The 25,106-nt window shown below is 70.5% G+C and carries 28 protein-coding genes; 11 read left to right on the forward strand and 17 right to left on the reverse strand.

Features of this window, described 5'->3' with window-relative positions; all coding sequences use genetic code 11:
- Window position 1 precedes the first annotated feature (1 nt).
- Entirely contained in the window at window positions 2-1,480 is a 1,479-nt protein-coding gene (locus tag AB0L91_RS19790) for a sugar porter family MFS transporter (RefSeq protein ID WP_357346951.1), read from the reverse strand.
- Window positions 1,481-1,612: 132 nt separating this feature from the next.
- Between AB0L91_RS19790 and AB0L91_RS19795 the strand changes: the two genes are divergently transcribed.
- Window positions 1,613-4,000: a glycoside hydrolase family 3 C-terminal domain-containing protein gene (locus AB0L91_RS19795; protein ID WP_365011856.1), complete on the forward strand. Its 2,388-nt coding sequence runs from the start codon at window positions 1,613-1,615 to the stop codon at window positions 3,998-4,000.
- Window positions 4,001-4,058: 58 nt separating this feature from the next.
- Window positions 4,059-4,994 (forward strand): polyphosphate kinase 2, encoded by a 936-nt coding sequence (gene ppk2, locus AB0L91_RS19800; RefSeq protein ID WP_357346949.1) that lies wholly within the window; start codon window positions 4,059-4,061, stop codon window positions 4,992-4,994.
- On the opposite strand, the gene AB0L91_RS19805 is transcribed toward ppk2, so the two are convergent.
- On the reverse strand, window positions 4,991-5,731 hold the full coding sequence (locus tag AB0L91_RS19805; RefSeq protein WP_365011858.1) for a hypothetical protein: 741 nt from the start codon (window positions 5,729-5,731) through the stop codon (window positions 4,991-4,993). The two genes, ppk2 and AB0L91_RS19805, sit on opposite strands and share 4 nt — an antisense overlap.
- Before the next feature lie 130 nt (window positions 5,732-5,861).
- On the opposite strand from AB0L91_RS19805, the gene AB0L91_RS19810 reads away from it, so the two are divergent.
- The 3 genes from AB0L91_RS19810 (at window position 5,862) to AB0L91_RS19820 (ending at window position 8,466) form a co-directional block, all read left to right on the forward strand.
- Window positions 5,862-6,587: a Sir2 family NAD-dependent protein deacetylase gene (locus AB0L91_RS19810; RefSeq protein ID WP_365011860.1), complete on the forward strand. Its 726-nt coding sequence runs from the start codon at window positions 5,862-5,864 to the stop codon at window positions 6,585-6,587.
- Window positions 6,588-6,631: 44 nt separating this feature from the next.
- Complete coding sequence (locus tag AB0L91_RS19815; protein WP_365011861.1) at window positions 6,632-7,285, forward strand: CPBP family intramembrane glutamic endopeptidase; 654 nt, start codon at window positions 6,632-6,634, stop codon at window positions 7,283-7,285.
- Window positions 7,286-7,362: 77 nt separating this feature from the next.
- Window positions 7,363-8,466 (forward strand): glycosyltransferase, encoded by a 1,104-nt coding sequence (locus AB0L91_RS19820; RefSeq protein WP_365011863.1) that lies wholly within the window; start codon window positions 7,363-7,365, stop codon window positions 8,464-8,466.
- A 40-nt stretch (window positions 8,467-8,506) separates the two neighbouring features.
- Here AB0L91_RS19820 and AB0L91_RS19825 read toward each other — a convergent pair whose 3' ends face one another.
- Window positions 8,507-9,382 (reverse strand): NAD(P)-binding domain-containing protein, encoded by an 876-nt coding sequence (locus AB0L91_RS19825; protein WP_365011865.1) that lies wholly within the window; start codon window positions 9,380-9,382, stop codon window positions 8,507-8,509.
- Between the two features lie 51 nt (window positions 9,383-9,433).
- Between AB0L91_RS19825 and AB0L91_RS19830 the strand changes: the two genes are divergently transcribed.
- On the forward strand, window positions 9,434-9,841 hold the full coding sequence (locus tag AB0L91_RS19830) for a MerR family transcriptional regulator (RefSeq protein ID WP_365011866.1): 408 nt from the start codon (window positions 9,434-9,436) through the stop codon (window positions 9,839-9,841).
- A 3-nt stretch (window positions 9,842-9,844) separates the two neighbouring features.
- On the opposite strand, the gene AB0L91_RS19835 is transcribed toward AB0L91_RS19830, so the two are convergent.
- The 5 genes from AB0L91_RS19835 to AB0L91_RS19855 all read right to left on the reverse strand — a co-directional run bounded on the left by AB0L91_RS19835 (window position 9,845) and on the right by AB0L91_RS19855 (window position 13,759).
- On the reverse strand, window positions 9,845-10,303 hold the full coding sequence (locus tag AB0L91_RS19835) for a DUF5990 family protein (protein ID WP_365011868.1): 459 nt from the start codon (window positions 10,301-10,303) through the stop codon (window positions 9,845-9,847).
- A gap of 8 nt (window positions 10,304-10,311) precedes the next feature.
- The gene (locus AB0L91_RS19840; RefSeq protein ID WP_365011870.1) at window positions 10,312-11,754 is read right to left on the reverse strand and encodes a hypothetical protein; all 1,443 of its coding nucleotides are present in this window, start codon (window positions 11,752-11,754) and stop codon (window positions 10,312-10,314) included.
- 76 nt (window positions 11,755-11,830) lie between these two features.
- The gene (locus AB0L91_RS19845; protein ID WP_355272239.1) at window positions 11,831-12,013 is read right to left on the reverse strand and encodes a hypothetical protein; all 183 of its coding nucleotides are present in this window, start codon (window positions 12,011-12,013) and stop codon (window positions 11,831-11,833) included.
- A gap of 24 nt (window positions 12,014-12,037) precedes the next feature.
- Entirely contained in the window at window positions 12,038-13,294 is a 1,257-nt protein-coding gene (locus AB0L91_RS19850; protein ID WP_365011871.1) for an MFS transporter, read from the reverse strand.
- A gap of 93 nt (window positions 13,295-13,387) precedes the next feature.
- Entirely contained in the window at window positions 13,388-13,759 is a 372-nt protein-coding gene (locus AB0L91_RS19855) for a nitroreductase family deazaflavin-dependent oxidoreductase (RefSeq protein WP_365011873.1), read from the reverse strand.
- 96 nt (window positions 13,760-13,855) lie between these two features.
- Here AB0L91_RS19855 and AB0L91_RS19860 point away from each other — a divergent pair, with 96 nt between their 5' ends.
- Entirely contained in the window at window positions 13,856-14,500 is a 645-nt protein-coding gene (locus AB0L91_RS19860; protein WP_365011875.1) for a TetR/AcrR family transcriptional regulator, read from the forward strand.
- 59 nt (window positions 14,501-14,559) lie between these two features.
- Here the strand turns inward: AB0L91_RS19860 and AB0L91_RS19865 are convergent, their stop codons facing one another.
- From AB0L91_RS19865 to AB0L91_RS19885, 5 genes are all read right to left on the reverse strand, one after another.
- Window positions 14,560-14,883 carry a hypothetical protein gene (locus AB0L91_RS19865; protein WP_355272246.1) on the reverse strand — a complete coding sequence of 108 codons (324 nt, stop codon included), beginning with the start codon at window positions 14,881-14,883 and terminating at the stop codon, window positions 14,560-14,562.
- A gap of 79 nt (window positions 14,884-14,962) precedes the next feature.
- The gene (locus AB0L91_RS19870) at window positions 14,963-15,496 is read right to left on the reverse strand and encodes a DUF4334 domain-containing protein (protein WP_365011877.1); all 534 of its coding nucleotides are present in this window, start codon (window positions 15,494-15,496) and stop codon (window positions 14,963-14,965) included.
- A 20-nt stretch (window positions 15,497-15,516) separates the two neighbouring features.
- A complete protein-coding gene (locus tag AB0L91_RS19875; RefSeq protein WP_365011879.1) occupies window positions 15,517-17,181 on the reverse strand; it encodes a GMC family oxidoreductase in 1,665 nt (554 codons plus the stop codon).
- Window positions 17,178-18,626, reverse strand: a complete 1,449-nt coding sequence (locus AB0L91_RS19880; RefSeq protein ID WP_365011880.1) for an NAD(P)/FAD-dependent oxidoreductase — start codon at window positions 18,624-18,626, stop codon at window positions 17,178-17,180. The genes AB0L91_RS19875 and AB0L91_RS19880 overlap by 4 nt, the downstream gene beginning before the upstream one ends.
- Window positions 18,623-19,423 (reverse strand): alpha/beta hydrolase, encoded by an 801-nt coding sequence (locus tag AB0L91_RS19885; RefSeq protein ID WP_365011882.1) that lies wholly within the window; start codon window positions 19,421-19,423, stop codon window positions 18,623-18,625. Before AB0L91_RS19885 ends, AB0L91_RS19880 begins: the two co-directional genes overlap by 4 nt.
- Before the next feature lie 141 nt (window positions 19,424-19,564).
- On the opposite strand from AB0L91_RS19885, the gene AB0L91_RS19890 reads away from it, so the two are divergent.
- Window positions 19,565-20,224 carry a TetR/AcrR family transcriptional regulator gene (locus tag AB0L91_RS19890; protein ID WP_365011884.1) on the forward strand — a complete coding sequence of 220 codons (660 nt, stop codon included), beginning with the start codon at window positions 19,565-19,567 and terminating at the stop codon, window positions 20,222-20,224.
- Between the two features lie 13 nt (window positions 20,225-20,237).
- Here the strand turns inward: AB0L91_RS19890 and AB0L91_RS19895 are convergent, their stop codons facing one another.
- From AB0L91_RS19895 to AB0L91_RS19905, 3 genes are read right to left on the reverse strand one after another with little or no spacing between them, the layout of a single operon-like run.
- On the reverse strand, window positions 20,238-20,876 hold the full coding sequence (locus AB0L91_RS19895; protein WP_355272254.1) for a TetR/AcrR family transcriptional regulator: 639 nt from the start codon (window positions 20,874-20,876) through the stop codon (window positions 20,238-20,240).
- Window positions 20,877-20,904: 28 nt separating this feature from the next.
- Window positions 20,905-21,993 (reverse strand): NAD(P)-dependent alcohol dehydrogenase, encoded by a 1,089-nt coding sequence (locus AB0L91_RS19900; protein ID WP_365011886.1) that lies wholly within the window; start codon window positions 21,991-21,993, stop codon window positions 20,905-20,907.
- Window positions 21,993-22,463: a DUF4334 domain-containing protein gene (locus tag AB0L91_RS19905; RefSeq protein WP_357346932.1), complete on the reverse strand. Its 471-nt coding sequence runs from the start codon at window positions 22,461-22,463 to the stop codon at window positions 21,993-21,995. Before AB0L91_RS19905 ends, AB0L91_RS19900 begins: the two co-directional genes overlap by 1 nt.
- A 94-nt stretch (window positions 22,464-22,557) precedes the next feature.
- Here AB0L91_RS19905 and AB0L91_RS19910 point away from each other — a divergent pair, with 94 nt between their 5' ends.
- Genes AB0L91_RS19910 through AB0L91_RS19920 form a run of 3 tightly spaced genes read left to right on the forward strand, consistent with a single transcriptional unit; the run spans window position 22,558 to window position 24,363 of the window.
- Window positions 22,558-23,121 (forward strand): TetR family transcriptional regulator, encoded by a 564-nt coding sequence (locus tag AB0L91_RS19910; RefSeq protein WP_365011889.1) that lies wholly within the window; start codon window positions 22,558-22,560, stop codon window positions 23,119-23,121.
- A 21-nt stretch (window positions 23,122-23,142) separates the two neighbouring features.
- Window positions 23,143-23,721, forward strand: coding sequence for a VanZ family protein (locus tag AB0L91_RS19915; RefSeq protein WP_365011891.1), 579 nt, complete (start codon window positions 23,143-23,145; stop codon window positions 23,719-23,721).
- 33 nt (window positions 23,722-23,754) lie between these two features.
- On the forward strand, window positions 23,755-24,363 hold the full coding sequence (locus AB0L91_RS19920) for a GDSL-type esterase/lipase family protein (protein WP_365011893.1): 609 nt from the start codon (window positions 23,755-23,757) through the stop codon (window positions 24,361-24,363).
- A 2-nt stretch (window positions 24,364-24,365) separates the two neighbouring features.
- On the opposite strand, the gene AB0L91_RS19925 is transcribed toward AB0L91_RS19920, so the two are convergent.
- Complete coding sequence (locus AB0L91_RS19925; protein WP_365011895.1) at window positions 24,366-25,025, reverse strand: TetR family transcriptional regulator; 660 nt, start codon at window positions 25,023-25,025, stop codon at window positions 24,366-24,368.
- Window positions 25,026-25,106: the final 81 nt, after the last annotated feature.

Genomic DNA, 25,106 nt, shown 5'->3' on the forward strand with positions numbered 1-25,106 from the left:
ATCACACCGCCGACGCGGGCCGGTCCACGCCGGTGGCGGCATCCATGTCCTCGAGCGACATGCCCTTGGTCTCGCGTACGAACCGTGCAACGAACAGCAGCGACAGCAGCGCGAACACCGCGTACATGCCGTAGGCGAAGCCGAGCGAGAACGTCTTCAGGCTCGGGAAGGACACGGTGATCGCCCAGTTCGCCGCCCACTGGCCCGCGGCCGCCAGCGACAGTGCGGCGCCGCGGATCCGGTTCGGGAACATCTCGCCGAGCAGCACCCACACGACCGGGCCCCAGCTCATGCCGAAGAACACGACGAACAGGTTCGCCGCGACCAGCGCGATCGGTCCACTCGCCCCGGTCAGCTGCGGCTCCATGGCGCCTTCGGAGTTCGCCACCTGGTCGGCGGTGCCGAAGCACACCGCCATCGTGGCCAGGGTGATCGTCATGCCGATCGAACCGATCAGCAGCAGCGGCCGACGCCCGATCCGGTCGATGAGCATGATCGCGACGATGGTGGTGGCGATATTGACCACCGAGGTGAACACGCTGATCTGGAACGACTGGGACTCCTCGAAACCCACGGCCTCCCACAGCACGTTCGAGTAGTAGAAGATCACGTTGATGCCGACCGCCTGCTGGAACACCGACAGCAGCAGACCCACCCAGACGATCGGATAGATCCCGCCCGCCGGGCGGCGCAGGTCCTTCCACGACGGCTTCACATCACCTTTGAGGCTGTCCTCGATCCGGCCGATCGTCAGTTCCAGGTTCTTCTCGCCGAACAGCAGGGCCAGCACCTTGCGGGCCTCGGGAATGCGATGGGTGGCCACCAGGTAGCGCGGCGATTCCGGAATCGTCGAGGCCAGCACGCCGTACACGACCGCGGGCACCATCATCGACAGGAACATCCACCGCCACGCCTCGAGGCCCAGCCACAGGTTCTCGCTGGCGCCGCCGGCGATCTCGGCGAGCACATAGTCCACGAGCAGGGCCAGGAAGATACCGAGCACGATCGCGAGCTGCTGCAGGGATCCGAGCCTGCCGCGAATGCGCGCGGGCGAGGTCTCGGCGATGTAGGCGGGGGCGATCACCGAGGCGACACCGACGCCGAGACCACCGATGATGCGCCCGATCACCAGGATCCACACACTGGGCGCGAGCGCGGTGACGACCGCGCTGACGAAGAACAGCACCGCCGCGATCTTCATGACCTTGATCCGGCCGATCCGGTCGGCGATGCGGCCCGCCGTCATCGCGCCCGCGGCCGCGCCGAGCAGCGCCGAGGCCACCGCGAAGCCGAGAACAGCGTCGTCGACGGCGAATTCGTCCTGGATCGCGGCCACCGCGCCGTTGATCACCGCGCTGTCGAAACCGAACAGCAGACCACCCAGCGCGGCGACCGAGGCGATCCGGATGATGTGGCTGCCCGGCGCGCTCTCCTCGTCGGGGGCAGCGGACTGATCGGTGAAAGAACCTCCGTCGGACATCGGCGTCGTCCTCTCCGCGGCGTGGCACTCGTGCCACGCTGGTCGCTGTGTGGTCTGGTCGCAGTATGCCCCGACCGGCGGGCCGCTTCGTCGAGGACACGCACACCACCGACGGGACCGAAAGGCAGGGCTATGGACGACCGCATCGAGGAATTGCTCGCCACACTGGATCTGGCGGGCAAGCTGCGGCTGATCTCCGGCGCGAGCCTGTTCCGGCTGGCCGGTGATCCCGCGATCGGGCTGGCCGAGATGCCGGTGTCGGACGGTCCGTCGGGGGTGCGCGGCGAGAACTGGGACGAGCGCGATCCGTCGGTGAGCCTGCCCTCGGGCACCGCGATCGCCGCCACCTGGGATCCGGCGCTGCTCGACGAGATCGGCGCGCTCATCGCCGCCGAGGCCCGCCGCAAGAACGTGTACGCGGTACTCGGGCCGACGATCAACCTGCATCGTTCGCCGGTGGGCGGCAGGCACTTCGAATGCTTCTCCGAGGACCCGCTGCTGACCGGCGAGCTGGCGGCGGCGTATGTGCGGGCCGTGCAGGCGCACGGCGTCAGCGCGTGCCCGAAGCACTACGTGGCCAACGATTCGGAGACCGATCGCTTCACCGTCGACGTGCGCGTCGGCGCGCGGGCCCTGCGCGAGCTGTACCTGTACCCGTTCGAGCGGGCCGTCGACGCGGGTGCGTGGATGATCATGGACGCCTACAACGCGGTCGACGGGGTCACCATGACCGAGAACCCACTGCTGGACGAACCGCTCAAGGGCAGCTGGGGATTCGACGGTGTGGTCGTGTCGGACTGGACCGCGGTGCGCACCACCGACAGCGCCGCCCACGGCACCGACCTGTGCATGCCGGGTCCGCCGTATTTCTGGGGCGAGCCGCTGGCCGAGCGGATCCGGGCCGGGGCGATCCCCGAGTCGGCCGTCGACGAGAAGGTGCGCCGCATCCTGCGTTTCGCGATCCGGGTCGGCGCGCTGGACGGGACGCCCCGGAGCACACCGGTTTTCACCGACGCGCGGGCGCGGGATCTGGTGCGCGCGGTGGCCGCCGAGGCGATGGTGCTGGTGCGCAACGACGGTGTCCTGCCGTTGGCGCCGCGGACGACGGTCGCGCTGGTCGGCCCGTCCGCGGGCGAACCCCGCTATCTCGGCGGCGGCAGCGCGACGGTGATTCCCGGCCACACCACCTCCCCGGTCGAGGGGTTGGCGGCGACGTTGCCGGTCACCTACACCGCGGGCGTGCGCCTGTCGGAGGATCTCGTGCCCGCGCCGCTGTCGGTGGTGACCGATCCCGCGACCGGCGAACCCGGCCTGTCCGTGCGCTACCTCGCCGCGGGTACCGAACTCGGCGTCCAGCACCGCTCCGCGAGCCGGCTGGTCCTGCTCGGCGAGCCGCTGGCCGCGCGGGCCACGACGGTGGAGGTACACGCCCGGCTGCGCGCCGACGTCGCGGGCGCGTGGCAGATCGGTGTCGCCGGAGTCTGGCACATCCGGCTCGACCTGGACGGCACGACGGTCATCGACGAGCACGTCGCGCTCGACTCCGGCGATCCGGCGGCGGTTCTGCTCGATCCGCCGCAACGTCAGGTGACGCGCACGCTGGCCGCCGGGGACGAGGTCGATGTGCGGGTGGTGATCGATCTCGGCGCGGCGGCGGTGCCCGGGTTCGGTGTCGTCCTCGGGGCGACGCTCGGCGTCCGCCGCCCGCAGCGCCCCGACGACGAGGAGTTCGCCGCCGCCGTCGAACTCGCGCGCGCCGCCGAGGTCGCCGTCGTCGTGGTCGGCACCACCGAGCAGATCGAGAGCGAGGGCGTCGACCGCACCACCCTGCGCCTGCCCGGCCGCCAGGACGACCTGGTCGCCGCCGTGGCCGCGGCCAACCCGCGCACCGTGGTGGTGGTGAATTCCGGTGCGCCGGTGGAGATGCCGTGGCGCGACGACGTCGCCGCGGTGCTGCTGGCCTGGTTTCCCGGCCAGGAGTTCGGTGCCGCGCTGGCCGATGTGCTCACCGGGGCCGTCGAACCCGGCGGTCGGCTGCCCACGACCTGGCCCAAGACGATGGCCGAGGTGCCCGTGCTCGACACCACCCCGGTCGACGGCGTCCTGGACTACGCCGAGGGCATCCACGTGGGCTATCGCGCCTGGCTGCGGGCGGGGACCGCACCGGCCTACCCGTTCGGGCACGGACTCGGCTACACGACCTGGTCCACCGGCGGACTCGTCGTCGCGGGCCGCACGGTGTCGCTGACCGTCACCAATACCGGCGACCGGCCGGGTAAGCATGTCGTCCAGGCCTACCTGTCCCGCCCGACCAGCGCGATCGAGCGGCCGGTCCGCTGGCTGGCCGGATTCGCCGCCGTCACCTGCGCGCCCGGGGAAACCCGCACCGTCGACATCGCCCTCCCCCGGCGCGCTTTCGAGCACTGGGACGGCCGTGGCTGGGCGGTCGAGCCGGGTGCGTTCACGGTGCTGGTCGGCACCTCGGTCGAGGACCTGCCGCACACCGCGACGGTGTCCTGAGGGCGGCCCACACCGCATGTTCACCTCGCCGACACGCTCGTCGTCTAGCGTCCGCGAAATGACCGATGTCGACACGCGTCCGATCCCCCGTGAGGTCAGCGAGATCGCCGATCTGGCCACCGCCGTGAACCTCGCCGACACCTCGGCGTTCACCGTCGACGACAGCGACGACGACGATCCGTTGCTGCTCACCGCGCCCGGTGGGCTGATCGTCGACACCTGGCGCGAGGGCTACCCCTACGACGAGCGCCTCGCCCGCAATCAGTACGAGCTGGAGAAGCGGCTGCTGCAGATCGAACTGCTGAAGCTGCAGAACTGGACCAAGGCGACCGGGCGCCGCATCGTCATCGTGTTCGAGGGCCGCGACGCCGCGGGCAAGGGCGGCACGATCAAACGGTTCATGGAGCATCTGAATCCGCGCGGCGCGCGCGTGGTGGCGCTGGAGAAGCCCTCGGCGCGCGAATCCACCCAGTGGTATTTCCAGCGCTATGTCGAGCACCTTCCCGCCGCGGGTGAGATCGTGCTGTTCGACCGGTCCTGGTACAACCGGGCCGGAGTCGAGCGGGTGATGGGATTCTGCACGCCCGAACAGCATCGCCGGTTCCTCGCGCAGGTGCCGCTGTTCGAGCGGATGCTCGTCGACGACGGCATCGACCTGGTGAAGTTCTGGTTCTCGGTGTCGCCGCTGGAGCAGCGCACCCGCTTCGCCATCCGCCAGGTCGACCCGGTCCGGCACTGGAAGCTGTCCCCCATGGACCTGGCCTCACTCGACAAGTGGGAGCAGTACACCGCGGCCAAGGAAGAGAACTTCGAGCACACCGACACCGATCACGCGCCGTGGATCGTGGTCAAGAGCAACGACAAGAAGCGGGCCCGGCTCAACGCGATGCGTCACGTGCTCAACCGCTTCGAGTACGACAACAAGGACGAGGAGATCGTCGGTACCGCGGACCCGCTGATCGTGGGCCGCGGTCGCGACGTCATCGGTTCCTAGCGCACCAGCGCGGCGGTGTGCGCGGCGGCCATCAGGCTGGCCAGCTCGTCGCGTTCGGCGGCGTCGAGGGCATCCTCGAAGCAGGGCGCGATGAGCTCGTCGGTGAGGGCCTCCGCGGCGTCCCAGCGGGCCCGCTGATCGTCGGTGATCTGCTCGAACGGTTCGGACCAGCCGAGCATGCGCGCGTGGGTCGGGCCGTCCGACATCGGCGAACCCGCGATCAGGATCGCCTGCAGCGGGGTGAGACCGTGGGCGAGCACGGCGATCAGGTGCAGGCCACCGCGCAGTTCGCGCAGCACATGGGTCAATTGGAGCGCGGCCGCCCGGCTGTCGGTGGGCAGCGGCATGGCGCGCCAGCCGGCGAACAGCGGCAGTCCGGTCGACGGCGCGGCCGCGACGACCCGGCCGAGCAGTTCGGCTAGCCGCTCCGCGTCGTCGTAGGCGGCGAGTTTGCGTCTGCCGAAGTCGTGGCAGGCCGCCAGGTAGGCCGTGGCCGCGTCGGCCGCGGGCAGCGGCACCGATTCCCAGGCGGCCCGGATACATCCGGGTTCGAAGAAACCGAAGGCCGCGGAGACGACATCGGCGTCGACATCGCCGAGCACACCGCCCCGCCCGCGGGTGTAGGTGCCATGGAAGCCGGGGACCCCGACCGCCTGCCCGAATTCCTTGGCCTCGCGCGAGATCATGAACGCCCCACCGAGTTCGAGTACCTGCTGTTTCACTGCTGTCGACGTCATCGTCTGCCTTCCACTCGTTTCACTCAGAGCAGACTTTAGCGTGCAATAGCCAGATTGGGCAGCCCCCTCGGTGAGATCGGCACCGGGAAATCTCGTCGACCACCCCGACCGGTCGCCCTACGCTGAACCCATGACCAGCCGACCCCTCGTGGCGATCCTGTCCGGCGCCGGTGTCTCCACCGACAGCGGGATCCCCGACTATCGCGGACCGCAGGGCCTGTGGCAGCGCGACCCCGACGCCCAGAAACTGGTCACCTACGACTACTACATGCGCGATCCCGACATCCGCCGTCGTTCCTGGCTCATGCGCGGCGAACACCCGGCCTGGCGCGCCCAGCCCAACGCCGCCCACCACGCCGTGACCGCGCTGGCCGCGAGCGGGGTGCCGGTGCGGGTGCTCACCCAGAACGTCGACGGCCTGCACCAGCTCGCCGGCCTGCCCGACCGCAAGGTCGTCGAACTGCACGGCAACGCCCGCACCGCGATCTGCACCGAATGCGGTGACCGCACCACCACCGAGGCGGCGCTGGCGCGGATCGCGGCGGGCGAGGACGATCCGGCCTGCCTGCGGTGTGGCGGCATCCTCAAGACGGCCACCGTCATGTTCGGCCAAGCCCTCGATCCCGACGTGCTTGCCCACGCGATGGCGATCGCGCAGGCGTGCGGCGTGTTCATCGCGGTCGGGACGAGTCTGCAGGTGCAGCCCGCCGCCTCGCTGGCCGGGATGGCCGCCGAGCACGGCGCCCGGCTGGTCATCGTCAATGCCGAACCGACGCCCTACGACGCCCTCGCCGACGAGGTGATCCGCGAGCCCATCGGGACGGCCCTGCCCGCGCTGCTGGCCACCTTCGGCTGATTCCGGCCCGGCGCGATCGTACCGGCGCGGCTAGGCTCGGACGCATGACCGTCGATACCGGCGTGGGTAGCCGGAAGACATGGCTCACAGTCGAATTCGTCGTCCTCTTCCTCGGGGTGGCCGTGTTGTACGCGGTGTTCCTGCGCGGGGTCGGGCCGCTGCCGTTCCTGCTCGTCGTCGCCGGTGGTGTGGTCGTGTATCTGCGCCACACCGGATTCGACCGCCGCGACTTCTGGCGGCCCGAGGCACTGCGGGCCGCGCTGCCTGGCATGCTCGCGGTGTGGGCGATCGCCGCGGTCGGTCTCGGGATCGCCGTCGCGGTGCTGCGCCCGGCGTCGCTGTTCGATCTGCCCCGCGAACGGCCCCTGCTGTGGGTGCTGGTGCTGGTGTTCTATCCGCTGGTCAGCGTGTATCCGCAGGAATTGCTGTTCCGCGCGTTCCTGTTCCACCGATATGCGCCCGTGTTCGGTGACGGCACCCGGATGGTGGCCGCCAGTGCCGCCGCGTTCGGTATCGCGCACCTGATGTTCGGCAGCTGGCTCTCGGTGCTGCTCAGCACGGCCGCCGGATTCTTGTTCGCCGAGCGTTATCGGCGCACCCGCTCGCTGCTGACCGTGTCCGTCGAGCACGCGCTCTACGGCTGCCTGGTGTTCACGATCGGCCTGGGCGAATTCTTCTATCACGGTGCCGCCGGCTGACCGGGTGAACCCGGCACGCCGCTGTTCCGTATGACGGCAGGGGCCCGGGACGCGGCCACACGAGCGACGGAGGCCTGATGCGGGTGATGTTCGTGGCGATGCCGCTGCTCGGGCACCTGTTCCCGATGATGCCGCTGGCCACTCTGCTCCAGCGGCGCGGGCATCAGGTCCTTCTCGCCACGGGTGGTGCCGCCGCCGACGCGGTGGGCGAGCACATCCCGGTCACCGAGGTGGCCCCGCCGATCCACTATCTGCGGTCGGCGGTGCGCGGTCTCGGCACCCATCCCCTGCTGGCGGTGCGTTCGGCGCACGGCATGGCCGAGCCACGCGGTGGCGCCCGGGTTTTCGCCGTCACCAACCGGCCGATGCTCGCGCCTTTGCTCGCGGCGGCCCGCGAGTTCCGGCCCCAGCTGATCGTGCACGAGCCGTTCGCCGCGGCCGCCGCGATCGTGGCCGCCCAGCTCGGCGTGCCCACGATCCTGCACAACATCGCCCTCGACGACGGCACCGTCCTGCGCCGGGAGCTGCTGCGCCTGCTCACCGACACCGACGTCCCCGCACCGGCGCAGACGCTGTCGATCGCGCCACCGAGCATCGTCGAGGTGAGCGGGCGCGCACTGCGCTACACCCCGTACGCCCCGCCCGGCGTCACCACCCCACCGTTCCTGCGCGAACCCGCCACCCGTCCGCGCATCCTGGTCACCCGGAGCACGATGCTCGGTGACGGCCCGGACGCGATGCTGCGCGCGATCATTCGCGCGGCGCCCGAGATCGACGCCGAGATCGTCATCGTCCGGCCCAACCGCACGATCGCGCGCACCGGCGATCTTCCCGGCAATGTCCGCACGACGGGCTGGATCGCCCTGCACGAGGCCCTCCCGCACTGCACCGCCATGGTCGACCACGCGGGCGCGGGGTCGGTCTTCGCCGCCCTGCGAGCGGGAGTTCCGCAGCTGGCCACCCCCGCCGCAGGCGACCGCGCCTGGAATGCCACCGCGGTGCAGCGCCGCGGCGCCGGACTGTCGGTCGCCGCCCGCGCGATCACCGCCGACCATCTCACGACCCTGATCAGCGATCCCGGCCTCGCCGCCACCGCCCGATCGGTGGCGGACGAGATCGCCGCGATGCCCAGCGTCGCCGAGATCGCCGACGACGTGGCGACATTCGTCGCCGCCTGCTGAGATTCCCGGCCTGCGCTGCCGCCCGACAGCACCGAGCGGATCAGCGGTGCGGTGTGCCGAATTCCTCGATCAGCACGGGATACTGCTCGCCGCCGTGTCCCGCGGCGATCGCGCGATCGGCCATCGCCTTGAACAATCGCGGCAGTTCGGCGTTGACGCCCAGGGCCTCGCACTCCTCGATCAGATGCGCCATCGACCGCGCGTCGGTCTCCAGCGCGGCGACCTCGGCGGGGAACGCGCCACTGTCGACCTGGGCGGCGTATCCGGGCAGCCAGGTCGCGACACCGGCGGCGATCTCCTGCGCGAACGGCGCGTAGGTGGCGGCGTCGACCCCGGCGACCCGGAGCATCGCGGTGCCCTGCAGCCAGGCGTTGAGCACACTCCACATCATGGCCAGACCGGCGGCGTCGTAGAGCGACGCGAGGCCGTGGTCGGCACCGAGATGACGGACGGTGCCGAGCGTGTCGAGGGTCGATCGGTGCGCGGTGAGGTCGTCGTGCGCGCCGCCGAGGAGGACGACCGCGTCGGCGGTCCCGATGGTCGAGGGGATGGCCATGATGGCGCCGTCGAGGTAGCGGGCACCGCGCGACGCGGCCCAGCGGGCGGTGTCCCTGGCTTGGGCCGAGTCACCCGAGGTCAGATTCAGCAGGGTCGCGCCCGCGAGGACAGTGTCGCCGAGCAGGTCGCGCACGGCCGGGTAGTCGGTGACGCAGAGGATCGTGAGGGACCCGGCGGCGACGGCGTCGCCGACCGTCGGGGCCAGGCGGGCGCCGCGGGCCACGAGCTCGTCGGCCTTGGCGGCGGTGCGATTCCAGATGATGGTCGGGTACCCGGCGTTCAGGAACGCGCCGGCGAGGGCACGGCCCATCAGGCCGAGTCCGAGAACGGTGACGGGTGTGGCGGTGGTGTTGTTCATGGCAGCATCGTCGACGTTCATACCGGTGTGAAGGTCAAGTGGAGGATGCGGATGCGGATCGGCGAACTGAGCCATCGGACGGGTGTCAATGCCCATCAGCTGCGCTATTACGAAGCGCAGGGCCTGCTCACGGCCGACCGGAGCGCGAACGGCTATCGCGTCTACGACGAGGGCTCGGTCCTGCGCGTTCAGCAGATCCGGCATCTGCTGGGCGCTGGACTGTCCTCCGACGACATCGCCTACCTGCTGCCGTGCGCGCAGGGCGAGGTCCCCGAGCTGCCCGGGTGCCCGGAACTGCTGGGCGCCATGCGATCACGGATGCGGCGGATCACCGAGCAGATCGACCGGCTGGCCCGGTCCCGCGACGCGCTGGCCGACTACATCGCGGCGGCCGAGCGCATCGGGGGCGACAGCTATCCGCCGTTGGACGGCTCCGGCCGCGAACCGGTCTCGGCCTGATGGTCAGGACCCGGCGGTCCAGGCGATCGCAGGCGGTGTCACTCGCGCGCACACCGGGTTTCCGGTGGCGTCGGTGAGTCCGAGCCGGGCCTCGAGGACTCCGGAGATCGTCGCGGCGGCCAGGACGTCCGCGGGGACGTCGGCGAGCATGAGTTTCGCGCGGCGGAACATGGTGGGGGTGCCGTCTTCGCCCGCGGCGGTCCAGCTGAGGTAGACGAACCGCTCGCCCGGGCGGCCTTGCACGTGAGGTCCGCGCACGTCGGTGCCGTCGACGGTGCAGTCCAGTGTCCAGCCGACCGATTCCGCGTCGCCGGGCTGCGGATCGAGAAGTTCCCGCGGGCGGTTCTTGCGCTGCACCCCGACGTGGATGTCGGTGTAGCGCGGCGCTCCCGCGGGTCGGCACGACGAGCCGGGCATCCGGGTCCCCACGATGCGGATCAGCACCCGCTCATTCTCGCCCACGACCGACCTCACGGCTGGAACGTGGTCGCCGCGATCCGCAGCGACGACCACACCAGCAGCGCGCCCGCGCCGATGGTGAAGAACACGATCATCGGAAGATCGCCGTCGTCCCGGGCTTTCGTGATGATCTTGATCGTGCCCGCCTCCACGAACAGGGCCGCCACCAGGAGCGCGTTGATCGCGACCGCCGCCCACACCGCGCTCGGCTGGTACGCCCAGTAGCTGGTGACCCATCCGAACAGCAACGTGCTGGGCAGACCGAACATCATCCAGCCGAAGCCGAGCACGACCAGGTTCTCCCCGTGCGCCTTCGGATCGGTCTCGGCGGCGCCCACCGGCAGCACCCGGCCGATCTGCACGACCGCGTGCCCGACACAGGCCAGCGCACACGCGACGATCAGCGCGAAGTATCCGTCCGCCGCCTCCAGCGGTGGGTTGCGTGCCCAGCGGAACGGCAGCCAGCCCGCGCACACCACCAGCCCGACGGCGAAGACCACTGCGGGCCGGGCCAGGACGTGGACGCGCACGTAACCGGCGGGGAAGAGCTCGGCGCGCCGCCCGTACAGCCAGCCGACGCACACCGGCGCCACGGCACCGACGAGCACCGTCAGCCAGCGCCACTGCGTCGGTGCCAGGAACATCGAGACGAGCGCGAGTAGCCAGCTGGTGACCACGAGGGCGAGCGCCGGTCGCGCGAGTGCCGTCCACAGCCGGTCGGCCCGGGCGGCGGCCTCGGCCATCGGATCGGGCTCCGGCGCCGGATCCACCTGCACCACAGGATGTTCCGGCTCCCGGATACGGGGCGGGGTCGGCCACTCCCCGGCGAAGGCCGAGCCCGGGCACAGGACGAGGCTGTCGTCGGCGTGGTAGTCGTAGTCGACATCGACCTCGCCGTAGTCGCGCATCAGCTCCATCCGCTCGGTGATGGCCAGCCCGTGCCACGATTCCTCGCAGTGCGGGTTGGGGCAGTCGGGGTAGGTCGGGTCGTCGTAGTCGTAGCCGATGCGGGGTTCGCCGTCGCGCATGCTCTCCTCGACGAGCTGATCGATCTCGTCGAGCACTCGTTGCGCCGGTGCGGATTCGACGGTCTGGGTGGTGTCGACGGTGATCGTCCCGGCCGCGACCACGGCGTATTCGGCCGACACCACGTCGAGGTCCACCGCGACCGGCGTAGTCCGGAACCATCGACGCCGCACCGCGATCGCGTGGGCGGTGCCGCCCACCATCAGCCCGAACAGGCAGACGTCGAAGACGGTGTCGCGCACCGGGTCCGACTCGATCGCCCAGATCTCCAGGACCAGCAGCCCCAGGTACGCGAGCGCGGCGCCGGCCAGCGGCCACGACCGTGCGCGCACGGCGAGGACGGCGAATACCGGCCAGGTCAGCAGGCCGAGGGAGAGCAGCGGGACGAACGAGACGATCCAGCTGGCACCGTTGCGTACGGCTGACACGACCACTACCCCCACTGCCCGGACACGATCCGACGATCCTAGGGTCGCCGCCTCATCGGGTCCACACGATTGGCGGCTACTCCGGGGTGGACGTCTCCGCGGGCCGTCGGCGATCGCGCACGACCAGGACGACGGCCGCTACGGACCAGATGACGGCGTAGGCGACCGCGCGCATCGGGCTCCAGTTGGTGAGCAGCAGGATCACGGCGACGCCACCGAGGAGGCCGAGGATGCGGGTGGTGCTGGCCGGGCCGGTCATCCGGCGATCATCGCACGAGAACGGTCAGCCGTCGACGCGGGCATCCACCGGACGTGGCCGCGCATCGGCGGGCGGGCGGCGCGTGCTCCAGGCCAGCGCCGGGACGATGAGCAGCGCGATCGCCGCGCCGAGGTAGGCCAGGCCGGGGTAGTCGGCCGCCGCCACGATCAGTCCGGAGCCGAGGCCGCCGCCCGCGCCCGCGACGGCGATCCCGACGTCGACGGTGCCCTGGGTACGGGCACGGGTCGCCACGGGGGTGGCGTCGGCGATCATCGTGGTGCCCGCGACCAGGCCCAGGTTCCAGCCCAGTCCGAGCAGGCCGAGGGCGGCAGCCAGCGCAGGCACCGAGCTCGGCGGGGCCAGGGCGGCGGCCAGTCCGGCCGCGACCAGGGTGCCCGCCGCGGCGACGGCGACCCTACCGGCGCCGATCCGGTCGACGAGCATGCCCGACAGCAGCGAGGGCAGATACATCCCGGCCACGTGCACCGCGATCACGATGCCCGCCGCGCCGACATCGTGGCCGTGGTGCTGCATGTGGATCGGGGTCATGGTCATGACCGCCGCCATCACCAGCTGGGTCACCACCATGACGGTCGCGCCCGCCACGATCGGCGCCGACCAGGTCCTGGTCGGCGTCGGATCATCGGTGGCGGCGGGTGCGTCGGCGACGGCCATGTCCCGGGCCAGGACGAGCGGATCCGGTCGCAGCAGCACCCACAGCACCAGACCGGCGAGCAGGTAGGCCGTGCCGGAGAGCACGAACGGCCCCGACAGCGGCGGGATGCCCCAGGCGGTGGCCAGACTCGCCATGGGGTGCAACAGGTTCGGGCCGACGACGGCGCCGACCGTCGTCGCGACGAGCACCGTGCTGATGGCGCGGGCCCGGTGCGCCGGGGTCGCCAGATCGGCGCCCGCGTACCGGGCCTGCAAGCTGGTCGCGGTGCCCGCGCCGTAGACGATCAGCGACGCGAACAGCAGGGCGATGCTCCCGGTGACGGCCGCGACGACGACACCGAAACTGCCGAGGGCCCCGACCAGATACCCGGCGGTGAGGCCGGCCCGGCGTCCGGTCCGCTGCGAGATCCGGCCGACCCCGACCGCGGCCGCCGCCGACCCGACGGTGAACAGGGCACTGGGCAGACCGGCCAGCCCGGTCGATCCGAGCATGTCCTGTGCCAGCAGCGCGCCGACCGTGATGCCCGCGGCCAGTCCCGCCCCGCTGAAGATCTGGGCCGTCACGAGCACGGCGAGTGTGCGCCGCTGGGCCGGATGTTCGCTCATGATCGTCAACAGTGCGGCAAAGATGGACGCCCGTCCAATCGTTTCGCCGGCGCACGATCGGCGCTGTCCAGTGTTGCGCTCACCGCGAGCGGATCAGGCGGCCAGGTCCATCCGCAGGAACTCGGTGATGCGCAGCAGCTTCGGCGGCCGGGTCACGTCGTCGGCCAGCGCCCGGAACGCTTCGGCCTCCCCCACGACGACCGGGGCGGTGAGATCGAGTTCCCGCCCGTCGACCCGCAGCCGCGCCCGGCCCGCGGCCAGCACGTTCTGCGCCCAGTCGCAGCGCGCGCCGTACACGAGGACGAACAGGTAGCCCCCGTCGACGGGATAGGCGTCCAGGGGCGTGTGATACATCGCCCCCGACCGACGGCCGACGTGGGTGAGCACCGGCCATTTCCCGCCCTTGATCGCGCGCGGATTGAACACCCGCTTGTTGATGTGACCCCACCACCGCGGCATCGGCATCGGGCTCTCCTCACTGTGACATCCCGGCTGGTCTTACACCTGTAAGGCTGACTTACATGTGTAAGACTGTCAAGGCCGTCCACCCTGGGAGCTGCGATGACCCGACCACCCCTCAGCCGCGAACGCGTCCTCGACGCCGCAATCCGCGTCGCCGACCGCGCGGGCGCCGAGGCGATCACGATGCGCCGGGTCGCCCAGGAACTGGGGGTGGAGGCGATGTCGCTGTATCACCATGTGCCGAACAAGGACGCGATCCTCGACGGCGTGGTCGACGCGGTCTTCGCCGCCATCGACCTGCCCCCCACCGACCACGACGACTGGCGCGACGCCATCCGCGCCCGCGCGCACTCGGCGCACCGGGTCCTGGCCCAGCACACCTGGGCACTGGGCCTGATGGACTCCCGCCGCCATCCCGGCCCGGCGACACTGCGCCACCACGACGCGGTGCTCGGGGTGCTGCGCACGGCCGGTTTCACGCTGCCGATGGCGGCGCACGCCGTCTCGCTGATCGACAGCTACGTCGGCGGCTATGTCCTGCAGGAAGCGAATCTGCCGGTGACGACGCCGACCGAGGTCGAGGATGTCGCGTCGGACATCCTCGCGAGCCTGCCCGACGGCGAGTTGCCGTACCTCACCGAGCTCATCGTCGACCACGCGCTGCGACCCGGCTACGACCACACCGCCGAGTTCGCCTACGGCCTCGACCTGATCCTGGACGGGCTGGAGAGCCGCCGCACCTGACACGACGACCACCGTCCGGGCGGGTGAAACCCGCCCGGACGTGGACTACGGCCGCACCCTCAGTGACCGGCGGGGTCGGTCAGGTGCAGTCCCTCGCCGACTTTGATGCGGCGATGTTCGGCCAGCACGATCGTCACTCCCGTCAGCAGACACACGCCGCAGATCACCCCTGCGATCACTGCCCACCCGGCGAAGCCGGAACCCGCGGCCGTCAAGGTCGCGGCGAGAAAGACGATGCCGATGCCGATGAGGAGCAGTCCGGGCCAGTTGAGGGAGTCCTGGATGGATTCCCCCGCGTGGGAGCGGAAGGTGCGTTCGGTATCAGGGAACCTGTGTACGTGCGGATCCACGTGTGTCGCCCACGGGTCGGGATGTGTAGCCATGGCCTGCCGTCCTTTCGACGAGCCGTTCCATATCCCATGCCTACCCTTGATCCCGCCGATTCACCAGCGGTGTTGTGTGTCAGTCCCGACCGAGAACGAAGAAATAGGGATCGGGCAGGTCACGGAAGTCCATCAGACCGAACACGGTGTCCTCGTCGACCCGGCGGAACACGTCGATGATCGCCAGATGGTCGTAGACCATCGCCGCCGTCACGACCCCACGATGCTCCACCGACCGCAACCGCGCCCGATAGTCACGGGTGCGCAACGCCGGCTTCAGCACCCCGAGCAGGCCGCGGCCCCGCCGTACGAGCGTGTGCGGCACCTTGTCGGCGATACCCAGCGGCACCCGCTTCGGGTCGACGGCGAAGATCTCGCCCGCGGGAGCGCGGAACAGCAGCGGATGCACGCTGTCGACGCCGTCGAACTGCTTGCCGTACCAGCCCGATGCCGCGAGCAGCCCGTCGAGCCCGTGCCCGGTGGCCAGCTCGCGCCCGTGCCATCGACCGGTCAGCTCCGCGGGCGACACCGGCGGGAGACTGTCGAACAGGGCCAGCGCCGCCGCCCTGGTGCAGGCGGGTTCGAGCGCGGCGAGTTGTGCGGTGGCGGTCATGGCGTCCTTTCCGGAGCGGGTCATGCGGGCAGGCGCAGCGCGCCGGGCGCCGACTCGGGGACCACGGGCCGGGTGGGGGCGACGGGGCTGACTCGCTGGTAGCCGGCACCCAGCGCCGGGCGGGGATCGGCCTCGCCCTTGTTGGGCCAGAACGCCATCGCCCGTTCGGCCTGGGCGGTGATGGTCAGCGACGGGTTGACGCCGAGGTTCGCGGTGATCGCGCTGCCGTCGGCGATGTGCAGGCCCGGGTAGCCGTAGATCCGCTGGTACGGGTCGATCACGCCGGTGTCGCTGGAATCGCCGATCGTGCAGCCACCGATGTAGTGCGCGGTGGCGGGGATGTTGAAGATGTCGGTGGCGATATTGCCGCTGACACCGTCGCATTCGTCGGCGTACTTGCGGGCGATGTCGTGCGCGAGCGGGATCCACGCGGGATTCGGTTCACCGCTGCCCTGTTTGGTGACCAGCCTGCGCCCCTTGAGGTACGAGGTCAGCGAGTTGTCCAGCGACTGCATGACCAGCAGGATCACCGACCGATTCGAGGCGCCGTGCGCGTTCTGCGACCGCAGGAACTGGATCGGGTGCAGCAGCATCGTCAGCAGCAGGCGCAGGAACCGGAACGCGCCGCCGTCGACCATCGGCACCGTCTGCAGGAACAGCGCGTTCTGCCCGGTGCCGTACGTGCACACCTCGACGTGGGTCTGCGGCTCGGGATGGATGGAGGAGGTGATGGCCACGCCCTGGGAGAAGTCCTTGCGGGACTTGCTGGTGACGCCGATGATCGCCTCGGAGTTGCTGCGGGTCAGCTCACCGACCCGGGGCGAGAGCTGCGGCAGCGAACCGTCGGCGCGCAGCTTGTGCAGCAGCTTCTGGGTGCCCAGCGCGGCCGCGGCGAACACCACCTGCTGCGCGGTGAAGGTGCGCCGTTCCTTGCGCAGCCACCCGTTGGACGCGACGGTCTCGACCCGGTAGCCACCGTCGCCGTCGGGCGCGACGGAGGTGACCGTGGTCAGCGGATGCACCTGCGCGCCCCGGCTTTCCGCCAGGTGCAGGTAGTTGACCGTGGTGGTGTTCTTGGCGTTGTGCTTGCACCCGGTGAAGCAGTCCGAACAGTGGATGCAGCCCGCCCGCCGCGGACCGGCGCCACCGAAGTACGGGTCCTCGACCTCGACGCCCTCCTCGCCTTCGTTGAAGAACACCCCGACCTGGGTGCGATGGAAGGTGTCGGCGACGTTCAACCCGCGCGCGACTTGCAGCAGCACTTCGTCCTTCGGGCCGATCCGCGGGTTCTCCACGACGCCGAGCATCCGCTTGGCCTGGTCGTAGTAGGGCGCGAGTTCGCTCTTCCAGTCGGTGATGTGCGCCCACGCGCGGTCCTGATAGAACTCGGGCAGCGGTTCGTAGAGGGTGTTGCCGTAGATCAGCGAACCACCGCCGACACCGGAACCACTGAACACCAGGCACTTGCCGAGCACGCTGATCCGCTGCGGCCCGGTCAGGCCCAGCCGCGGCGCCCAGATGGCCTTGGGGATGTTCCAGTTGGTCTTCGGGTAGTCCTCGGCGTTCCAGCGCCTGCCGGATTCGAGCACCCCGACCCGGTAGCCCTTCTCGGTCAGCCGCAGCGCGGTGACGCTGCCACCGAATCCGGAGCCGACGACGATCACGTCGTAGTCGTAGTCAGTCATGCGGAGATCACCTCGTAGTCGGCGGCGTCGAATCGCGCCTGCTTCTTGTATTGGATTCCGAGCAGCGGCCAGTTCGTGGTGATCCGGCCGTCGGCCTGCCGGTACCACGACGAGCACCGGCTCCACACGCTGTCGGTGAGCTGGTCCTGGATCCGGGCGTCATAGGCCTGTTCGACCTCGGGCCGCACCGTCAGCGGCGCGCCGGTCGCGGCGAGATGGGCGACGTAGTCACCGAGGTACTCGGCCTGGGCCTCGAGGAAGTAGATGATCGAGCCACCACCGGTATTGGTGTTGGGCCCGTACATGATGAACAGGTTCGGGAACCGCGGCACGGTCATGCCGTAGTAGGCATGCGCCCCGGTGCGCCACTCCTGGTCGAGTTCGAGCCCACCGGTGCCGGTGATCGCCATCGGCGCGAGGAACTCGGTCGACTTGAACCCGGTCCCCCAGATGATGACGTCGACCTCGTGCTCGCGCCCGTCGGCGGTGCACACCCCGGCCGGGGTGATCCCGGTGATCTTGTCGGTGCTCACCTCGACATTCGGCTGGGTCAGCGCGGGCAGGTAGCTGTCGGAGAACAGCATCCGCTTGCAGCCGATCGGATAGTCCGGCCAGACCTGCTCGAACAGGCCCGGCTTGGCCGCGGTCTGCCTGCGCATGTGCCACTTGGAGATCGCCCGGATGGTGGCGGCGAGCGGCTTGGCGTAGACCCAGGCCAGGCTGAGCCCCTCGACCACGCTGTACCAGGTGCCGCGCTCGGCCAGCTCGGTCACCGGCAGCTTCTCGAACACCCGATGGTGCAGGTCGCTGAATTCACGATCCGGGCGCGGGACGATGTAGGGCGCGGTGCGCTGGAACAGGGTCAGTTTCCCGACGCGCGGCTGGATCTCGGGCACGAACTGCACCGCGCTGGCCCCGGTCCCGATCACCGCGACGCGCTTGCCCGTCAGATCGATGTCGTGGTTCCACTCGGCGGAATGAAAAGTGTTGCCCGCGAACGTCTCCCGGCCTTCGATGGCGGGCAGTGCGGGCCGGGAGAGCTGGCCGACCGCGGGCACGACGACGTCGACCTCGACCGAGTCGCCCGAATCCAGGCGCACGGTCCACTTGCCGGTGGTGTCGTCGAACGCCGCACCGGTGACCTCGGTGCCGAAGCGGATGTGGCGGCGCACGTCGTACTTGTCGGCGACGTCGCGGATGTAGTCCAGGATCGCCGGTTGCCGCGAGAAGCGGTGCGGCCAGCGCGGATTCGGCTCGAAGGAGTACGAGTAGAACGGCGAGGGCACATCGCAGGCCGCGCCGGGGTAGGTGTTCTCGCGCCAGACGCCGCCGACCTCGTCGGCTTTCTCGAACACGACGATGTCGTCGAAGCCCCGTTTCTTCAACGCGATCACGGCGGCCAGGCCACCGAATCCGCTGCCGATGACCGCGATCGAGGGTTTCATGGCGCACTCCGGTTGTCGAGGATGGTCCGAACACACAGCTCGGGGGCGTCGCTGAAGGGCAGATGCCCGCATCCGGGCAGGTCGGTGTGGCGGGCGAACGGCAGCACCGCTCGCGCGCGGGCGCTCTGGGTGCGGTGGGTGAGCACGACGTCGCGGGTGCCCCAGGCGATCGTCACCGGGATGCCGGTGAGCGCGCCGGGGTCGTCGCTCGCGTCCAGGACGTAGGTGGCGAAATCGTCGCGGGCCGCGGCGAACGAGCTCGCGCCCGCCAATCCGGCCAGGTCGACCCGGGCCGCGTCGGGGGCGACCAGGGTCGGATGCCCGAACATGACGGACAGCAGCGCCGCGCGCCCGGCGGGATAGGCGACCGCCTTGTCCAGCGCCGGACCGGCGAAGCGCGCGACCGCGCGCATGGCGGTCAGCGAACCCTGGACCCAGCGCAGGCCGGGCCCGCCGTAGAAGCCCACCGGGGAGAAGGCGGTGACGGCGGCGGCGACACCGGAACGCCCCAGCTCGAGCGCGATACCGCCGCCCATGGAGCTGCCGACGACGTGCGGGCGCCGGATGTCGTTGTCGCCGAGCCACTGCGCCAGCCAGTCGGCATACCCGCGCGGGCCGGGCAGCACACCGGGCAGTGCCGGCGTGTCGCCGAATCCCGGCAGGTCGAGGGCGATCACCTCGTGGCGCTCGGCCAGGAGATCGAGCACCGGCGCGAAGATCTGCCAGCGGCTGCCGAGCCCGTGCACCAGCACGATCGGCGAGCCGGCGCCCCGGCGAATATGAGAGATCTGCGTCATCGCAGCCCTTCACTCGGAAGAAACAGTTACTGCGTACGGTTTCTTGATTGCATCAGGTTGCTGTCTCTGCGTCAATAGGCAATCACACACCGATTCGCCCGGCGTTCGCCCTTCTTACCGTCACCGCGTACGATTTGTCGGGTGACCCTGCAACAACCGCGCCGCACCCAGGCCGAACGCCGGGCCTCGACCAGGGCCCTGATCCTCGCCTGCACGGCGGAATGCCTGCTCGAACGCGGCTACGCGGCGACCACCGTCAGCGCCGTCCAGGAACGCGCCGGACTCGCCCGCGGCACCGTACAGCACCACTTCCCCACCCGCGCGGAACTGCTCATCGCGGCCACCACCCGCGTCGTCGACCTGCGGCTGGAACAGTTCCAGCGCGAAGCCGAACTCCTGCCCGCCGGCCGCGACCGGCTGCAATCGATCGTCGACCTGGCCTGGCGCGACCTCAACAGCCCGGCCTTCTTCACCGCCCTGGACCTGTGGGTCGCCGCCCGCACCGACGCCGAGCTGCGCGAACGCCTCGTCCACGAGGAGCGCCGCGTCTTCACCGAGATGCGCAGGCTCTACCTCGACGTCGTCGGCGAACCGTACGCCTCGGACCCGCGCGCGGAAGTCCTCGTCGAATTCACCATCGACCTGCTCACCGGCCTGTCCATGACGGCCATGCTCACCGGCACCCTCGGCGAACGCGAAGCGGTCGTGCGCCGCTGGAAGCGCGCCCTGGCCGTCCTCATCGGCCGCCTGCCCAGCGACGAACTCCTCGACGGCAGCCCCCTGCCCGCCATCGCCGACTGAATCCCTTCCACGGTCAGCCGATCCCGGCCAGCCCGTTCCAGCACAGGGCGACCGTCGTCTCCACCGCGTCCTGCTTGGGAATCGGCCTGCCCGTGTCCAGCCACAGCCGCGCCGCCTGATGACTGGCACCGACCACCCCGAACGCGCACGCGAACGCCCGCGCGTCGTCCATCCCGGCCGCGCGCAACTCGGCGCTCACCAGCACCGCGCACTCCCCGAAGGCGTGCCGGGCCCGCCAGCGCACGCTCGGTTCGCTCGGCACCGGCGATTCGTAGATCAGCACATGCCCGTCCGGGTCGTCGTCGACGAAGTCGAAGTACGCCCGCACCGCGCGCCGGACCTTGTCCTCCTGGCCGCTCGCGCCGGTCAGCGCGTTGCGGATCCCGCCGACCATCCGGTCCAGATGATGTTGGAGCACCGCCAGATACAGATCGAGCTTGTTCGCGTACAGGGTGTAGAGCACGGGCTTGCTCATGCCCGCCCGCAGACCGATCTGATCCATGCTCGCGCCGTGATAGCCGTGCGCGACGAACACCTCACGCGCGGCGTTCAACGCCGCGAGCAACCGTTCGGCGCGCGCCGCCACCGTCGCCGCGTTCGACGGGATGTCCTCGTCCTCGGCGCGCAGGATGTCGCTGTGCAGAATCGTCATGAGCGGGACCGTTCGCGGGAGTAGTCGTTCACCATGTCAGCACCGGCTTCACCACGCGCCCGGCACGCTGGTCGGCGAGCGCGGCATCGACCTCGGTGTGCGGATACCGGCCGATGAGCCGGTCGACCGGGAACCGCCCCTCGGCGTACAGCCCGAGCAGGTGCGGCAGGAACGTCGACGGCACACTGTCGCCTTCCAGGCATCCGCGAATCGTCTTGCCGCGCAACACGATATCGCCGACATCCACCGGCGGGGTGCCCGCGCCGAGCCCGACCGCGACCACGGTCGCCCCCGTGGCCAGCGCGGCGACGGCGTCGCCGAGCACCGCGGGCACGCCGGTGGTATCGATCGCGTGCGTGACACCGCCACCGGTGAGCGCACGCAGCCGCGGCACGGTCGGCCCCTCGGCGGGGTCCAGTGCGGCCTCGGCACCGAGCTCGAGCGCCAGTTCCCTGCGCGCCGCCGAGGTTTCGACCACGACCACCCGCACGCCCTCGACCGTGCGCGCCGCCAGCAGGGCGGCCATCCCGACCGCACCAGCCCCGAACACCGCCAGCCAGGCCCCCGCCGTGGGCCGCAGCACGTTGAGCACCGCACCCGCCCCGGTCTGGAAACCGCAGCCGAACGGCGCGGCCACGGCCAGGTCCAGCGCCGGGTCCACGACGATGGTGTTGTCCTCGGTGGTCAGCGCGTATCCGGCGAAACTCGACTGGCCGAAGAAACCGTCCAGCACCGGGACGCCCTCGCGCGACACCCGCGCTCCCTCGTGCGCACGCCGCCCGAACTGGTTGAGCGCGACCGAACGCTGACAGTAGGCCGGCCGCCCGTCCACGCAGGTCGCGCACTCGCCGCAATGCCGGAACGTCAGCACGACATGATCGCCGGGGCGCACCGCGCGCACCTCGGGCCCGACCGCGGCCACGACACCGGCACCCTCGTGCCCGAGCAGGATCGGCCGATCCGCCGCACCGGCGCGCCGGGTCACCAGGTCGGTGTGACAGATGCCCGCCGCCGCGATCCGCACCAGGATCTCCCCGCCGCGCGGCTCGTCGATCTCAACGTCCTCGATCGAGAACGCCGCGGCCGGATCACGCGAGAGGACCGCCGTCGTGCGCATCAGGACACCCGTTCCAGCAGGAAGTAGAAGTACTCGCCCTTGGACAGGACCAGTTCGGCGCGCCCGTTCATGATGCCCATCAGCGTGTTCTCGTCGAGCCACTTGAAGTGGTCGAACACCGCGCGCCCGTCGTAGACCATGGTCGCGGTCACCTCGCCGCGGAACTCGATGTTCCACAGCGTCGCCTCGCCCTGTCCCAGTTCGACATTGGAGAACAGGGTGCCGTCCTCGGCGCGGCAGATCAGCGGCTTGGCGTCGTCGACGGCGAGGAAGTTCTTGCCGTACCAGCGGCTCGCGGGCAGCGCTCGGCACAGCGGGTGACCGGTCTGGAAGGCGTCGCCGCGCCACTCGCCCAGGATGTCGTCGGTGCGGGCCGGGCGTAGCCGGGTCCATAGCGCGTCCAGTTCGGCGGTGGAGACGCCCTCGGTCTGCTCCCGGAGTTGCTGCCAACGTGGCTTGTCCGCGCCCATGGTGTCCTCGTCTCGCCGATTCCAGAACCATCTGGTTCCGAACGGACCATAGTTCCGAACCAGTTGGTTCGGCAAGAGGGGTACGATTCCGGCCATGCGTGCGGCAGGCGAGGCAACCCGGGAGCGAATTCTCGCTGCCGCCAAGGCGGAGTTCGCCGAATACGGCATCGCCGGCGCCCGGATCAACCGCATCGCCGACGCCGCGCACGCCAGCAAGGACCGCCTCTACGCCTACTTCCCCGGCAAGAACGAGCTCTACGCGGCCGTCACCGAGCGCTGGACCACCGAAACCGCCGAGGAGACCGCGCTGCGCGCCGACGACGTGCCCGCCTACGTCGGCCGCCTGTTCGACCACTTCGTCGCCCACCCCGACAACGCGCGCCTGCAAGCCTGGTCCGATCTGGAACCCGAAGGCGCCCACATCGGACCGCTGCTGCGCCGCACCATCGACGCCAAACTGACCGAACTGCGCCGCGGACAACGCGAAGGGCTGCTCACCGACGCCGTACCGCCGGTCATCCTGCTGCGCATGCTCTCCGACCTGACCCGCACCAACGCCATGCAGGCCCGGTTCGCGGCCGAACGCGGCGACACCGAACAACTCTCGACCCGCCGCGCCGCCACCGTCTTCGCCGCCGCCCGTATCACCGCGCCCTGAGCCGCCACTATCGTGGGAGCGGTGGGGATCGTGTGGGCGTCGTGGGGGCATGTCCTGGTCGTCTGGCTGGTGGCAGTGCCCGTGCTGGCGGCCGCGACCGCGCTGCTGATCCGTCGCAGGCTCCGCGCCGGACTACCGCGTAGACAGGCGTTGCGGCATTCGATCGCCGAGGTCGGGATCCTCGGCGCCACCCTGCCGTGGGTGTGGATGATCCTCACCCCCGCCGCCGGAGAACGCGCGATCAGCGCGGTGCCACTGCGGGACCTGCTCGACACGCTCGGCGCGGCACCGGGCACCGCCGTCGTCCAGGTCGGCGCCAATCTGATCCTGTTCGTGCCGCTGGGTTTCCTGCTCCCACTGCGGTTTCCGCGCCTGGCGGGCGTGCTGCGGATGACGATGGTCGGCGCACTCGTCTCGACCACGCTCGAGTTGCTCCAGTACCTGCTCGCACTGGGCCGGGTGTCCTCGATCGACGATGTCCTGCTCAACGCGGCCGGGGCAGGCATCGGCGCCGCGCTGGCGGTGGTTCATGTCGCCCGCAGGGAGTCCGGGTCCTCGCGCAGCGACCGGGTACTGCGTCGGCTGGGCTGGGCGAGCTGACCTCGCGCCGCGCGGGCTCCTAGGGTCATGCGGGTGAGTGCAGATCTTCGCGTCTTCTTCTTCGGCGACTCGTTCGTGCAGGGCATCGGCGACCCCGAGTACCAGGGGTGGGTGGGCCGTGTACTCGCCGCCACCGGCGCCGGAACGACCGCGTTCAACCTCGGAATCCGGCGCAACACTTCCACGGACGTCCTGCGCCGCTGCTGGACCGAGATCGAGCCGCGCGTGCAGACCGACGCCGACCAGCGACTGGTCCTGTCCTTCGGCGCCAACGACGCGGTCGAGGAGAACGGCGCGCCCCGGGTCGATCCGGACCGCACCCTGGACAATCTCGCGACGATCCTCGACGGCGCCCACCAGCGCGCGCTGGCCCCGCTGGTCGTCGGCCCGCCACCGGTGATCGACGCGGGCGAACCGCATCTGCGCCGCGTCACCGAGCTCGCCGAACAGATGGGCGCGCTCTGTCACGCACGGGAAGTTCCGTTCATCGATGTCACCGCGACCCTGGCCGAGGACCCGATCTGGCGTGCGGAGGTGACGGCCGGCGACGGCGCGCATCCGGGCAGCGATGGCTACCGCCGGCTGGCCGAGCTGGTCCTCGCGGGTGGCTGGCACGACTGGATCGCCGCGCCGCGCGGCTGACCTCAGCCGGCGGGGGTCGCGCGCGGGTTGTCGGCGAACCTGATCTGGAGCAGCTGGCGGGCGATGACCTCGGTGAGGTGCTCGCGGGTGGTGGCGAACTCCCCGCGCATCCACGCCGCGACCAATTCGAGCGTGCCACTGACCACGGTGTAGGCGGCCATCTCGGAGTCCAGTTCGCGGGTCGCCGATTCCGGGAACAACTCACGACCCACCGCGGCCATGGTGCGGGCGATGGCGTGCTGGGTGGACACCCGCGCGGATTGCAGCGCCTCGGTGCTGTGGGCGGTGAACAGCAGGGCGGACCGGCGCGGGTCGGCGATCAGGAAGCCGAGGGCGGCAGCGGCGGCCGCGTGGACCTGGCTGTCGACGTCGGGGGCGGCCGCGCGGGTGGCGGTGACCACGGCGGCGATGCCCTCGGTCGTCTGGTCGTCGGCCAGCGCCGTCAGCAGCACGTCACGGTCGGCGAACTGTTCGTAGAAGTAGCGGTCGTTCAGTCGTGCGCGCGCGCAGACCGCTCGTTTGGTGACCGCGGGGGCGCCGCCCTCGGCGAGCAGATCCAGCGCCGCCTCGACCAGGGCCGCCCGGCGGCGTGAGCGGCGTTCGTCGGCCGTCACGCCCGCGTAGGCGCGCGGCGTGGCGGCGTCCGCGGAATCTTCACCCATGCTCTTGACCATCCCGTCATTCTGGTGCACTCTGACACCACACGAGTTTCTGGAGTCGCGCGACACCAGAATAGCGCCAGA

This window comes from Nocardia sp. NPDC051833, from assembly GCF_040681225.1.
In the GTDB taxonomy this organism is placed as follows: domain Bacteria; phylum Actinomycetota; class Actinomycetes; order Mycobacteriales; family Mycobacteriaceae; genus Nocardia.